Annotated in this window: 11 protein-coding genes and 1 pseudogene; 8 read left to right on the top strand and 4 right to left on the bottom strand. The window is 43.8% G+C overall.

All coding sequences use genetic code 11. The features are described from left to right. Positions 1-169: 169 nt before the first annotated feature. Together IAE27_RS03175 and hxlB are read left to right on the top strand one after the other, a co-directional pair. On the top strand, positions 170-865 hold the full coding sequence (locus tag IAE27_RS03175) for a ribulose-phosphate 3-epimerase (RefSeq protein WP_109240508.1): 696 nt from the start codon (positions 170-172) through the stop codon (positions 863-865). Next, a complete protein-coding gene (hxlB, locus tag IAE27_RS03170) occupies positions 865-1,422 on the top strand; it encodes a 6-phospho-3-hexuloisomerase (protein ID WP_109240507.1) in 558 nt (185 codons plus the stop codon). The genes IAE27_RS03175 and hxlB overlap by 1 nt, the downstream gene beginning before the upstream one ends. Positions 1,423-1,716: 294 nt before the next feature. Here hxlB and IAE27_RS03165 read toward each other — a convergent pair. After that, positions 1,717-2,496 (bottom strand): annotated as a pseudogene (locus IAE27_RS03165) (transposase); the annotation flags it as partial. A 496-nt stretch (positions 2,497-2,992) separates the two neighbouring features. Here IAE27_RS03165 and IAE27_RS03160 point away from each other — a divergent pair. From IAE27_RS03160 to IAE27_RS03140, 5 genes are all read left to right on the top strand, one after another. After that, entirely contained in the window at positions 2,993-4,504 is a 1,512-nt protein-coding gene (locus IAE27_RS03160) for a BglG family transcription antiterminator (RefSeq protein ID WP_265092161.1), read from the top strand. A 3-nt stretch (positions 4,505-4,507) separates the two neighbouring features. Then, a complete protein-coding gene (locus IAE27_RS03155) occupies positions 4,508-4,981 on the top strand; it encodes a PTS sugar transporter subunit IIA (RefSeq protein WP_109240506.1) in 474 nt (157 codons plus the stop codon). 22 nt (positions 4,982-5,003) lie between these two features. After that, entirely contained in the window at positions 5,004-6,416 is a 1,413-nt protein-coding gene (locus tag IAE27_RS03150; RefSeq protein ID WP_109240505.1) for a PTS fructose transporter subunit IIC, read from the top strand. A gap of 3 nt (positions 6,417-6,419) precedes the next feature. Next, positions 6,420-7,280, top strand: coding sequence for a ketose-bisphosphate aldolase (locus tag IAE27_RS03145; RefSeq protein WP_109240504.1), 861 nt, complete (start codon positions 6,420-6,422; stop codon positions 7,278-7,280). A 153-nt stretch (positions 7,281-7,433) separates the two neighbouring features. Continuing rightward, positions 7,434-8,852: an L-fucose/L-arabinose isomerase family protein gene (locus IAE27_RS03140; protein ID WP_109240503.1), complete on the top strand. Its 1,419-nt coding sequence runs from the start codon at positions 7,434-7,436 to the stop codon at positions 8,850-8,852. A 107-nt stretch (positions 8,853-8,959) separates the two neighbouring features. Here IAE27_RS03140 and IAE27_RS03135 read toward each other — a convergent pair whose 3' ends face one another. From IAE27_RS03135 to IAE27_RS03125, 3 genes are all read right to left on the bottom strand, one after another. Then, the gene (locus tag IAE27_RS03135) at positions 8,960-9,922 is read right to left on the bottom strand and encodes a sugar-binding transcriptional regulator (protein WP_109240502.1); all 963 of its coding nucleotides are present in this window, start codon (positions 9,920-9,922) and stop codon (positions 8,960-8,962) included. Positions 9,923-10,025: 103 nt separating this feature from the next. Then, positions 10,026-10,784: a triose-phosphate isomerase family protein gene (locus IAE27_RS03130; protein ID WP_109240501.1), complete on the bottom strand. Its 759-nt coding sequence runs from the start codon at positions 10,782-10,784 to the stop codon at positions 10,026-10,028. Further along, positions 10,781-12,541 carry a dihydroxyacetone kinase family protein gene (locus tag IAE27_RS03125; protein WP_109240500.1) on the bottom strand — a complete coding sequence of 587 codons (1,761 nt, stop codon included), beginning with the start codon at positions 12,539-12,541 and terminating at the stop codon, positions 10,781-10,783. Before IAE27_RS03125 ends, IAE27_RS03130 begins: the two co-directional genes overlap by 4 nt. Before the next feature lie 333 nt (positions 12,542-12,874). On the opposite strand from IAE27_RS03125, the gene rpiB reads away from it, so the two are divergent. Beyond that, positions 12,875-13,357, top strand: a complete 483-nt coding sequence (gene rpiB / locus IAE27_RS03120) for a ribose 5-phosphate isomerase B (protein ID WP_109240499.1) — start codon at positions 12,875-12,877, stop codon at positions 13,355-13,357. Positions 13,358-13,368 lie beyond the last annotated feature (11 nt).

Raw genomic sequence — 13,368 nt, 5'->3', positions numbered from 1 at the left:
ACCATTCGCAACCAAAATAACGTGATCAATGTCTCATTTTTGGTTTTAGCTTCTTGTTTTGAGGTGGGTTATTGCTAATACTGCAAATCAAAATTGCGAATTATTGCGTTATGTTGCGATTGTGTTTGTCGGTAATATATCCCTCTGAAGGGATGTCGAGAGGAACAAGATGAAACGAAAAATCTTACTGTCACCATCTGTTATGTGTGCGGATTTGCTGGACCTGAAAACCTCTGTCAAAGCACTGGAGGAAGCGCAGATCGATGCCCTCCATATTGATATTATTGATGGGGTATTTAGTCCGGCAATGCCGCTTGGATTGGATACTATCAAACGGCTCAGGGATATCACTACTCTGGATTTTGATGTGCACATTATGGCAAGAGATAATGAATTTTTTGTCCAGAAAATCCTTGAAATCGGAGTACAACAAATCTCTTTTCACTATGAGACCGCTCTACATACCGACCGCCTAGTGAATATGATTAAAGGCCGTGGGGTAAAAGCGGGACTAGCACTAAATCCGGCTACATCGTTGGCAGCTTGCGACTTTCTGCTGCCTGAGCTGGATAATGTTCTGTTGATGCTGATTAATCCAGGTTATGCCGATAATCCAGATGAGCAGCAGGTGAGTTATGCCGCCACGAAAGTGCAGCAATTGGCAGAACGTCTCAAATCACTTGCAACACCTCCACGTATTCAGGTGGATGGACGTGTTTCATTTGCCACTATACCTCAACTGATTGCTGCGGGGGCGGACAATCTTGTCCTGGGTAGTACCAGTTTATACCGCAAGGGCCATTCGCTTCTGGAAAACCGACAGGCTTTGCGAAATCTGATTCAACAAAGTGGAGGACATGCATAATGGATTATGTCACTACTGAACGTCGTGTTGTGCAGGAAATTAGTGATGCTATGGAGCAGATTAACCCGGCAGAAGTTGAACTTCTGATTGGATTGATGGAGAAGGCAGATAAGGTTTTTTTTGTTGGGGTTGGTCGTGTCATGCTTTCTCTGCAGGCAATTGCCAAACGTCTGGCACATCTGGGCATAAATACTGTTGTCGTCGGACAAATTACAGAACCAGCAATTACTGAAAATGACCTCCTTATTGTGGGCTCAGGAAGTGGTGAAACTTTGTTTCCTCTGGGTATCGCCCGGAAAGCCAAAACCTATAAAGCGATGGTAGTGCATATTGGAGCAAACCCGGATTGTTCAATGAAGGAGTACCGGGATCATTTTATTCGTATACCCGTTTCCAGCAAATTACATCTGCCTGATGAAATTGTTTCACGGCAACCTATGACCAGTCTCTTTGAACAGTCACTTCTGCTGGTCGGGGATATCATTGCGCTGATGATTATTGAGAAACGTCAACTTAATATTCATTCGCTGTGGCAGTTTCATGCTAACCTGGAGTAAAAAGTCACTCGTATGATACGCAGAAGGCATCATGATGTTTCCTATGATGGATATTATGAATAGAGGGGCGCCGGAATGCAGGTTTGCATTCCGCTTCAGTTGCTGGTGATATGTAGTGGCATAGTTAATTTGGCCACCTGAATAGATGATATTGATCCAAATCAGTACAACGCTAAATCAGGCATCTTCGTCTTTTTGTAAACTCTGGATAAATTCAGCTGGCGTCATGCCATTAATGATAAATGCGTCCCTCATGATTATATTTCTGCGTCAATTATCGAGTTTGCCTTACGCATCGTCCAACGACAGGAACCAGTGAATGTTCAGACATTCATCACGCAGGCTACCGTAAGATGATTCAATAAACGGGTTATCTGTCGGCTTTCCCGGTTTGATAAATTCAAGCAACGCACCATGTTCCTCAACCCATTGGGCCAGCGCCAGTGAGACCAGTTCTGGTCCGTTGTCCATACGCATCTTCAGCGGATAGCGCCGAGTTGCGTACTGGCAAACGTTGCTTTCCCTTGCGGCGAAAATTCAGTTTCAGAAGACAGTAAATGCGGTGAACGCGTTTATGGTTCCAGGCCTTACCCTGCCTGCGTAGCAACTGGAATAGCTTCTGAAAACCAGACCGTGGGTAGTGCTCTACCAACTCAGTCAGCACTTGGATCACCGGATCATCATGCCGGGTATCGGGTTGGTAAAAATAGACCGTCCTGCTCAGCGATAACGCCCTGCTGGCCTGGCGGATGCTCATGGTAAATTGCGCAATCAGGTAACCGACGAGCTCACGTTTTATCGCTGGTTTTAAAGCTTTTTTTCGATAACGTCTTTCAGTGCACGGCATTCAAGGCTGAGACCAGCAAACATCTGTTTGAGTCGACGGTTTTCATCCTCCATGTCTTTCATCTTTTTGATATCAGAGGCTTCCATACCGCCAAACTTCGCTTTACAGTTGTAATAGCTGACTTCAGAGATACCGGCTTCACGGCAGACATCCTTAACGGTATGTCCGGCTTCGACGGACTTCAGAACGGCAATGATCTGGTTCTCGGTGAATCGGGCTTTACGCATGGTGATCTGCTCACAGGACATAATCAGTACGTCGGAAGATCTCTAAAAGTGAATGGTTCGGTTTACCGGGATACTTACATTCATTTTTGTGCTGTTTCATAAGCGTAAGGGCGCATTTGAGAAATGTCTCGGCTGTTCTTTAAAAACCATTTATTAGTAGAATGTTTACTAGACAAAGCTAATAAGTTGGAAATGATATTGTTGTTGAAGTAACTAATAGTAAAGTCTTTCATCTGCATTTTAAAATGTGATTGTCATCTCAATATAATGAATGATATTTTTTAAATATTGTGACCACTATCTCATCCTGATGAACTTTACTTATAATGATATACATTTTAATACTTACTTATCAAATAGTTAGCACACACTATGGGTTCATTGTGTTCATACATATGATCATACTGTGCTCAAAATTTAGTATTTCTTGTACTTATTTCAGAGACTATAACTTCAACATAGCAGGCACCAACATTACTTTTGATATGATGAGAGGATGATTGTGAAAGTGCTTAATAAAAGACAACTTGAAATATTCAACTTACTGACAGAGCAAGATGACTGGATCCCAGCCACAAAAGTTGCTGAAAAATTGAATATTTCTGTGAGCACTCTTCGCAGAGATGTTGAGTCGATAAATTCTTTTTATGTAAGAAAAGAAAACAGAATAATTACAAAACCTGGACTCGGTTTGAAACTGGAAACCCAGGGGATTTTACCATCACCTCATGGTCCAGAAGATGATTTTGTGCAGGTACAGAGCGTATTAACTAACAGAAGGCTTGTGAGCATTTTAACTGAATTACTTTCGTATTCACCTACACCATTTTCGATAACTTACCTGGCGGAGAAATTTTCAATAAGTCGTTCTTCAATAGTCGAAGACCTAAAAAAAATTGATGTTTGGGTAGGCAGATTTTCATTAAAGATGATAAAAAATCATAATGGTACGTCTATTGAAGGAAATGACTATAATATAAGGATGGCATTAAAAGAAATTATTACATCAAGTGTTGTAAGTCACTACCAACTAACGGATAGCAGAATTGACCGTTTTTCCCGAAGCCAACTCATTGCTGAGTTTGGGGAGAAAAATGTATCAAATTGCATATCACTCATTTCATTTATAGAAAATGAGTTAGGTTGCATAATTAGCGACCCATATTATACAAATTTATTTTCTCATCTCCTCGTTTCAATCAGACGGGTGATGAATATGAGCGACGATATCGATATTCAACACGAATATATTAAACATCAAGGAACAGAATGGACGGTAGCTGAAAAGTCAGTTCAATGGTTAAGTGATCATTATAAAATAGCCTTCCCTGCAATTGAGGTGAGTTATATTTATCAATACATTGTATCTTCTGGTGGGAATCATAACGAACTGTCACAAAATAAACCGGTTGACTTAGTTGTTATGGAATATACGAAATTATTAATAAAAAACATTTCCACGCTGATAAATATAGATCTTAATGGTGATCATGAGTTAAAGAATCAATTAATATCACATATAAAACCAATGTTAAATCGGTTGATGTATGGCATCACAATACACAACCCTATACTGGAAGATATTAAGAACGAGCTTACTATGGTTTTTGATGCGGTTAAAATCTCCGTGATGAAAATTGACTCAGTGCGAAATTCAAGTATTCCATCTGATGATGAGGTTGCTTATCTTACGATATATATTCAATCAGCCATAGAGAGAACAATTGAAAGAAAGAAAGTTATTCTCGTATGCTCCAGTGGAGTTGGTGCATCACAATTGTTATCCAGTAGAATTATCCGAACTTTTCCCGAGTGGGATATTATTGATATTGTTTCCGGGAGTAAACTAAAAGAGACCTTAGAAAATAAAACATGTGATTTAGTTATATCAACAATTCGCCTTGAAGGGATGAAAGTTCCTGTCGCCTATGTATCTGCATTATTTGGCAAAAAGGATGTTGTAAGAGTGATCGAATGCTTAGGTTCGATTAATAATGTTAAGGAGTAAAATATGCTGAATGCTGTATCTATAACTGATTTATTAAGTAAATCATGTGTGCTTACTGATCTTGTCGCAAACAATAAGCTTGAAGTTATTCAAAAGATGACTGATTGTTTATATTCAGAAGAGATTATATCTAATAAAGAGGGGTTTATTCAGGATGTTCTCGAACGAGAGGAACTAGGTTCAACCGGTTTCGAAAATCAAATTGCGATCCCACATGGAAAATCTCCATGGGTAAAAGAAACGAGAATCGCTATAGCAAAACTCAAAAACTCAGTAGATTGGGAAACAATGGATGATTCTGATGTAAAACTGGTTATCCTGTTCGCGGTAAGGGATGTTGACAAGGGCTCCGCCCATATTAAAGCACTCGCGAAAATTTCGGTTGCTTTAGGAGATGATGATATCGTTGAACAATTAATAAAATCAGAATCAAGTGAGGAGCTTTACGATTTAATAGTAAACAGCACAGACCAATAAATACTTTCCTCAGGAGAGAATAATGAACATCATTGCCATTACTGCCTGCCCTACAGGCATAGCCCACACATATCTTGCTGAAGCAAACTTAAAGAAAAATGCAAAAAAATTGGGATTAAATATACTCGTCGAGACTCAAGGGGCTGTCGATAGTGAATATATCTTTTCTTCGGATGATATCAGAAACGCTGACGCTGTATTAATAGCGGCAGATAAAGTCATCGATATGTCGCGATTCGCAGGAAAAAAAATATTTAAGGTGTCAGTGACGCGAGCTGCAAAAGATGCTTTCGGGTTATTGAATGATATTATATCAGGAAATATTGTGCCGGAGATGATGGTTCAATCAGGAACAAATATATCTGAAACAACATCTCGTGAAAATGACAAATCTACTTTTTTGTCTAATATATATATTCATCTGGTAACCGGTGTTAACTTAATGATTCCGTTCGTTGTTGCCGGTGGTATTCTGATTGCACTTAGTTTTACGTTTGGGATCACAGCATCAACTCCTGGAGATCCTCATTTTAATCCAATCGCAAAGATGCTGTCGGATATTGGAGGAGGTGCTGCATTTGCCCTCATGCTTCCAATTTTAGCTCTGGGGATTAGCCGTTCCATCTGTGGTAATATTGGTACAGTGTCTGGAGCTGTTGGCGGCATGTTGGCCATTCATACAGGTTCGGGCTTTCTGGGTGCAATCTTCGCGGGTTTCCTTGCGGGTTATATAACTTTTTTACTAGCTAAATATATTAATTTACCTAAATCGCTTGCTGGTCTGAAACCGATTTTAATTATCCCTCTTCTGAGTGTTTTGATGACCGGGATCTTGATGATTGTTGTTGTCGGGGAGCCAATTAAATATCTACTGGAAACTCTTACAACCTTTTTAACTAATATGGGAAATGTCAATGCTGCATTCCTGGGATTATTGATGGGTATGATGATGGCATTTGATATGGGAGGGCCACTTAACAAAACAGTTGTTATGTTTGCGATTGGGTTAATGTCCACTGGAATCTACGAACCTATTGCTGCATGTATGGCTGCAGGAATGGTACCACCGCTAGGAATTGCTCTGGCCACAACGCTTTTCAAACGTAAATTCACATCTCAGGAAAGAGAGACGGGAAAAGTCACATATATTCTTGGCTTGTCATTTATTACTGAAGGAGCGATTCCCTATGCAGTCACCGACCCCTTAAGAGTTATCCCGGCAATTGTTATAGGTTCTGGTGTAGCCGGCGCTCTTTCGATGGCACTAGGTTGTGCTTCTCGTGCACCGCATGGTGGGGTATTTGTTATGTTCATTCCTAATGTCATCACGAATGTCTTAGCCTACGCCTTCTCCATTATCATTGGTGCGGTGGTAACCGCATTAATACTCCGTGTAATCAAAAAAGACAGTCTGGAATCCACTGAAGAGGTCTAACATATGTTAATGAATATGAAAGATGTACTAAAAGTCGCAAATGAACATAAGTTTGGTGTCGGTGCTTTTAATATTTCGTCTGCTGAGTTTGGCCGACTTGTCATTGAAGTTGCTGAAAAATTAAACTCTCCGGTTATTCTTGAAATTCACCCGGATGAGCATGAGTTTACTGGGGATATATTTATCCAGTATTTACGTGAGTTAGGTATTAAAGCATCAGTGCCTGTCGTGATTCATCAGGATCACGGACAGTCGCTTGAACAGGTTATGCGTGCTATCCGGACAGGGTTCACCTCTGTCATGATTGATGCCTCCGCTTATCCCTTTGAAGAAAATATCAGAATTACTCGTCAGGTAACTGACATTGCACATCTTGTGAATGTCTCAGTTGAAGCTGAACTGGGTACGATTGGTGTTGCAGAAGGCAGTGCTGAAGGTGGGCACAGTGAAATTCTTTATACAGATCCGGCGCAAGCAGAGCAGTTTGTCAAAGAAACCGGTGTAGATACCCTGGCTGTGGCCATCGGTACCTCTCATGGTCTTTACCCTGCAGGCATGCAACCAAAACTTGATATCGAGCGTTTAAAAGAAATCAAGAAACGTCTCAGTATCCCACTTGTCCTTCACGGTGGCTCAGGCAACAAAGACAGCGAAGTTGCGGAAGCCATCACATATGGCGTAGGTAAAATTAATATTTCCAGCGATATGAAAAAAGCGTTCTTTGTATCCCTCGAGGAAGAACTTAAATCCGGCGGACATGAGCCAATGTTCCTTTATGTCAAGCCAATGGAGGCTGCAAGGAAAGTCGTTGAGCACAAAATGCGACTATTCTCCTCGGACGGTAAAGCTGAGCTATATAATTAATTCAATCGGGGGCTATTTTAAAATAGCTCCCACTACTTTCATGATTAATAATGTTTTTCAATAACCCACATGTGATTCTATACGAATCCTTCAGTTCTTTTTCATCTTATAGAAAATCATGTGAGTTATTTATTAATAATACTGGAGAATATAATGGCCCGAATCCCTGAAAAACTAACAATGGCCATCATTATTGGCAACAGAGGTTTCTTTCCCAATCACCTTGTCACCGAAGCACGGGAACAAGCTACAGCTCTTTTTTCCCGTCTGGGCATTAATATCATCATGCCAGATGAAAACAGGACCAAACTTGGTGGCGTTGAAACGCGTCAGGATGCCAAGGCCTGTGCCGAACTCTTTCGCCGGCACCGGGAAGAGATACATGGTGTTGTGGTTTTGCTTCCTAATTTTGGTGATGAAAAAGCGATTGCTGAAACTCTTCGCCTGTCTGGGTTGAATGTACCTGTGCTGATACAGGCTGAAGAGGACAATCCTGACAAAATGAAGCAAGCCACACGCCGGGACAGTTTTTGTGGAAAGATATCCCTTTGTAATAACTTACGGCAGTACGGCATTCCCTTTTCACTGACAACGCAGCACGTCTGTGCGCTCAAGAGTGAGGTCTTTGAAAAAGACCTGATCAGATTCCAGCAGGTCTGTCGGGTCGTCAGCAGTATGCGCGGTGCCCGGGTGGGGGCTATAGGTGCCCGTCCTGCCGGATTTAATACAGTGCGCTACAGCGAAAAACTGCTGGAACGCCTTGGGATTTCCGTGGAAACACTGGATTTATCTGAGGTGTTTATCAGAATGAAAGGACTGCAGAATGACGATATCCGGGTTGACGAAAAACGCCGGCTGTTGCTGGACAATGCTGATGCCAGATCGGTACCTGCCGATAAACTTGTCACAATGGCAAAATTATTTGTGGTGCTCAGTGACTGGATTATTGCCAATGACATTGATACGACGGCGATCCAGTGCTGGACATCCCTGCAGGAAAATCTTGGCATCAATGTTTGCTCCATTATGAGTGTGATGTCAGGTCAACTCATGCCCAGTGCCTGTGAAGTCGATGTGATGGGAGCACTCTCGATGTATGCACTGGCCAGCGTTAATATGGCGCCTGCTTCTATCGCTGACTGGAATAACAATTTTGGTGATGAGCGGGATAAATGCGTGCTGTTTCACTGCGGTAATTTTCCTGCCGCCAGTCTGGAATCCTCCCGTATGGGGACGGCCGGTCTTATCGGTACGTCGGTTGGTGAGGAAAATACCTGTGGTGCCGTGCATGGCCGGATGAAGACCGGGCCGCTGACCTACCTGCGCCTGAGTACGGATGATTTGACAGGGGAAATAAAGGGTTATGTAGGAGAAGGACGCTCAGTGGACGATCCACTGGAAACATTCGGCTGCTGGGCCGTGATCCAGGTGCCTCATCTTGAGGACCTGCTGTCATGGATTTGTCGTCAGGGGTATGAACATCATGTTGCCATGAATCATTCGGCCAGTGCTGAGGTGATTTACGAAGCATTCACCCTCTATCTGGGTATTGAGACTTATCATCATAAATAATCTTTACCGATGTAGAAAGTGACTTTTTGTAACCTTTTCAGGGAGATGGACCAAATTATTCTGATCTACTTCCCTGAAATCCACAGTCATTTTATACGCCGTAAGACCTACTGGCTCAGGTTAAGAATCGTTCTGATATTTCTTACACTGGTAGCAATAATATCTATAGCTCCCGTGCGTAATGCACCCATGATTGCCATAGCCTTCGTGTTTTCTGATGCAATTGCAATAACACAAGGAATTTGCCGAAGTTCATCAATGCTGAGGCCAATAACCCGGTTATCCATCACGGTATTTACATGTTCACCACGCGAATTAAAGAAGTCATATCCCGCGATATCACCAATCACCCCCTGATTGAGGCTGGCGTCATTGATCTCCTGCGGTGTAAACCAGCCAAGCTTGACCATATAGCTCTCTTCATTCATATCACCTATCCCTACAAGGGCAATGTCAGCTTTTCTGGCACGATCCAGCGTCTTCCTTATCGTACTGTTCTGTAACAAGAGTTCTTTTAGCTGCATATTTTCCACATAAGCCGGCGCATATAAAGATTCACTGCTACCCCCATACTTTTTGGCCAGTAATCTGCTGATATGATCTGCATTGATCACATCACCCGGTCGATGAGTTCCTCCGATCCCACAAATAAAACGACAATTTTTAGGTTGTACAGTGCCGAATAATTCAGCAACGGAGGCCACATTGCGCCCCTGGCCGACTGCGATAACGATATCATCTTTAAGAACGTTATTGAGGTGAGCGGAAACCAGTGCGGCAACCTGACGACGCTGCTCATCGACATCCTGATGATCCAGTGCAATCAGAGCGCGGCTGATAGGAAAGCGCTCTTTCAGCTGTTTTTCCAACTGCGTACTGAAGACGGGATGGTATCTGACACTAATTTCTACAATCCCCTCTTCTTTTGCTTTTTTGAGCAGACGCCCTACTTTTATACGAGAGAATCCAAATTTATTGGCGATCTCTTCCTGAGTAATTTCATCGCAGTAGTAGGCAACGGCTATTTCTGTTAACAGCTCGTATTCTTGCGACACTCCTGTCTTATCCATTCAGACACCTTTTGACGTAACTAATTTCCGGACAGTATAACAGCCGTCATACTGATTTATGTGGGATGGTAAGGGAAGAGAGGGATTCCCTTCCCTTTTCTCATCAGGTTGACTCAGAGAGAAGACGTTGCGCTTCTTCAAGTATGAGAGCAAACGAATCAGGCTGATGGGCAAAGCGTCCAAGGAACAATCCATCTACATGTGGCCAGAGTCGCTCCAGAAGACCGGGACCAGCACTCCCACCGTATATGACCTTACACTGAGTCCCATAATGTTGATGCAAAAAACCACGCAAAGCGTGACAGACATATTTGATATATTCATCACTGGCTGGTTTGGGAGCCCCGATCGCCCATTGAGGCTCCCAGGCAAAAACCACCCCTGGAACCGGCCCGGAGCGTTGATCAAGCAGCTCTTTAGCCTGGGCTATCGCATATGCTGCCGCATCAGATAGCGCCATCCGCTCTGGTTCACCAATGCAGATAACAGGGGTTAAGTGGCAGGAAAATGCCATATCAATTTTTTTATTGATAATGTCGATCGTTTCATTAAAAAAACGGCGTCTTTCAGCGTGCCCTATTTCTGCATACTGACATCCCATTTCCTGAACTATTGCTGCACTGATTTCCCCCGTCCACGCTCCAGGCGCTTCTGCACAGATGTCTTGCGCCCCGATAGCCATTGGGGTATTAGCAAAACATTCTAATGATGCTGATATGGCTGGAATTGCAGGAAATGTAAAAAGCTCCAGAGAACCGTCGGTAGGGCCTTTCCTGATGATCTCTACCACTTTCTGATTCCACTCAAGCGTTCTCTCCCAGCCAAAATAGCTTTTATGACTAACCCCAATCACAATGCTCATAGATGAGTTTCCTGATTATTTGTCTGTTTTTGCTGTTCCTTCATAAAAAATCTACTGACTACGTCAATGACCATTGACATGGAAACAGCGCCTGCATCCGGTGTGCCAACGCTTCGTTCGGCCAGCGGCCGAGCTCGACCAATTCTCGGAACCATGTCAGCGGTTTCACTCACACATTTTCTGGCCACTTCTGCAGCTTTTTTCCATGAGTCGCTGAGCGATGCGCCTGACGTTACAGCTTCCGATAATGCATTACTGAATGGGTGTAATACATCAACCAGCGTTTTATCGCCCGGTTTGGCTTTCCCGAAATGCATTACTCCATCACTTGCCTGCTTCACTGCCCGGGAAACAGTTCCGGCGTCAGGTTCATACTGATTGCCAAGTACCGTTCCTATTGTATTCAGAATGACTCCCCAGATCGCACCCGATGTTCCGCCAGCATCATCAGCCCAGGCATCGGCAGCGAATTGTAGTAGCGCACCAGCACCGGCGCCTTCTTTCACTGCCTTCTCGGCGGCATTTCGGGCCGCATGAATACCTCGTTCCATCCCTATACCATGGTCACCATCGCCTGCAATAGCATCGATTCGTCCCAGCTCATCAACATTGTGTGTGATCGTTTCTGCAGCAGCGCTGAGAATATCCATTATTAGCTGAGCGGTTTTCTGGGATGCTGCGCTTCCCCTCGCCAGAACAGTTGCTGTGTTTTGCTGGAGCAACTCAGTAGTAAGGGGGATATGTTGTATTGCTGAGCCGCGGGTGAATGCAGGACTGCAGGCTGGAGCCAACCATAAGCTTTCCAGTTCATTATCTAGCCAGGCAACTGTCAGAGACATGCCGGCCATGTCAAAACTGGTGACAAACTCGCCGATCTGCACATCAGCTATCTCGGCGCCTGTCTCGATTAAGAGGGGGCGAACAAAACGCCATAGCACAAACAGCTCTTCATATTTTACAGAGCCCAGTCCATTTATGATGACGGCAATACGTGCGCCTTTTGCTGTCTCTACATCATCCGGAACTTCGCCCATTAAAGAGTCAATCAGCATTTTTGCCAGCGGTTCCGCGCGTGGAACCAGCATCTCACTTATTCCGGGTTCTCCATGGATCCCCATGCCAAATCCCATGATCCCTTCGGGTACGGTAAACAACGGGTGTTCCGCGCCCGGCAAAGTGCAGCCACTAAACGCAAGGCCCAGAGTCCGTGTGCGTTCATTTGAATGTTGCGCGATAGCGAAGACCTCAGCTAATGAATGGCCTTTTTCTGCAGCTGCCGCTGCTATTTTGAATATGACCAAGTCCCCGGCAACGCCCCTGCGCTTGTTTCGCTCCTGTGAAGAGGCACTGGTAATATCATCAGTTATCGCAAGGGCTTCGCATGGAATGCCTTCAGATCGAAGTCGCTCGCAGGCCAGACCAAAATGAAGCACATCTCCTGCATAGTTACCGTAAAGTAAAAGGACCCCAGCGCCGTTATTCGCTGCTCTTGCGACGGAGCATATTTGTTGGGCTGAAGGAGATGCGAACAGATTTCCCATCACCGCACCATGCGCAAGCCCCTGCCCCACAAAACCGGCGAAGGCCGGATAGTGACCAGACCCTCCTCCTACCACGACGGCTACCGTGTTTGATTGGCTTAATGTGTTCCGGACGACGCCACCAGGAACACGGCGAACCAAAGAGGCATGAGCACTGGCAAACCCCTCGATCATGTCTTTGGCAAATTCCGATGGACGGTTATAAATCCAGGTCATTTTTTACTCCCCAATGTTTGCGTTATCTCCAGTTACCCGGTTGCAGGGCATGTACACAATCATCACAAGCCAACAATACCAATTAACAACACAAGCTCATATGAACACCCGTTAAAAATGTGATTTAGTTCATAATTCAATCTAAAATCTACCAAATTAGCACTTAAAAGCTGCTTTCGCATATTTTTGCTATTGATAAATAATGACCATAAGATCTAGCATTGAACATACGATCGATTTATTGAATATCCTCTCCAGTTATCAATCATCACATGGCTACGAGAGAACAATCGAACGACACCTTCAAGCCATACTAAATGAGGCGAAAGTCATATGTTAAAAATCGCAATCGGCGCAGATGATGCAGCTACCACACTCAAAAACGCAGTTAAGGGACATCTTCAGTACAAAGGCATTGAAGTTATTGATTTCAGTCACGATGTTTCAGGAAACGATCTGATTTATCCGGATATCGCGTTTAACCTTGCGACAGCAATCCATGATGGGGAGTTTGAACGTGGCATTTTGTTGTGCGGTACGGGGATCGGAATGGCGATTGTTGCGAATAAAGTTCCCGGTGTTCGGGCTGCGCAATGCCACGATACTTATTCCGCATCAAGAGCGCGAAAAAGTAATGATGCCCAAATTATGACCATGGGTGCACGGGTCATTGGTACAGAACTCGCATTAATGTTGGTAGATACATGGCTGGATTCTGAATTTGAAGCGGGTCGCTCACAACCTAAAGTAGAACGAATCGAACATTACGAAACGTTAATTAAATCTGGCCGCCTGACACGGGAAAACCAGAATTGATAAGGAAGCCA

It is taken from the genome of Klebsiella sp. S69 (assembly GCF_016516145.1).
In the GTDB taxonomy this organism is placed as follows: domain Bacteria; phylum Pseudomonadota; class Gammaproteobacteria; order Enterobacterales; family Enterobacteriaceae; genus Klebsiella; species Klebsiella oxytoca.
Note: the sequence above shows the minus strand (reverse complement) of the source record. Positions and strands in the feature narration are given on the sequence as shown.

Excerpts from the sequence above, each read along its gene's own strand:
- rpiB (WP_109240499.1), top strand. The coding sequence starts at position 12,875 with ATGTTAAAAATCGCAATCGGCGCAGATGATGCAGCTACCACACTCAAA.
- IAE27_RS03135 (WP_109240502.1), bottom strand. The coding sequence starts at position 9,922 with ATGGATAAGACAGGAGTGTCGCAAGAATACGAGCTGTTAACAGAAATA.
- IAE27_RS03130 (WP_109240501.1), bottom strand. The coding sequence starts at position 10,784 with ATGAGCATTGTGATTGGGGTTAGTCATAAAAGCTATTTTGGCTGGGAG.
- IAE27_RS03160 (WP_265092161.1), top strand. The coding sequence starts at position 2,993 with ATGATTGTGAAAGTGCTTAATAAAAGACAACTTGAAATATTCAACTTA.
- hxlB (WP_109240507.1), top strand. The coding sequence starts at position 865 with ATGGATTATGTCACTACTGAACGTCGTGTTGTGCAGGAAATTAGTGAT.
- IAE27_RS03155 (WP_109240506.1), top strand. The coding sequence starts at position 4,508 with ATGCTGAATGCTGTATCTATAACTGATTTATTAAGTAAATCATGTGTG.
- IAE27_RS03175 (WP_109240508.1), top strand. The coding sequence starts at position 170 with ATGAAACGAAAAATCTTACTGTCACCATCTGTTATGTGTGCGGATTTG.
- IAE27_RS03145 (WP_109240504.1), top strand. The coding sequence starts at position 6,420 with ATGTTAATGAATATGAAAGATGTACTAAAAGTCGCAAATGAACATAAG.
- IAE27_RS03140 (WP_109240503.1), top strand. The coding sequence starts at position 7,434 with ATGGCCCGAATCCCTGAAAAACTAACAATGGCCATCATTATTGGCAAC.
- IAE27_RS03150 (WP_109240505.1), top strand. The coding sequence starts at position 5,004 with ATGAACATCATTGCCATTACTGCCTGCCCTACAGGCATAGCCCACACA.
- IAE27_RS03125 (WP_109240500.1), bottom strand. The coding sequence starts at position 12,541 with ATGACCTGGATTTATAACCGTCCATCGGAATTTGCCAAAGACATGATC.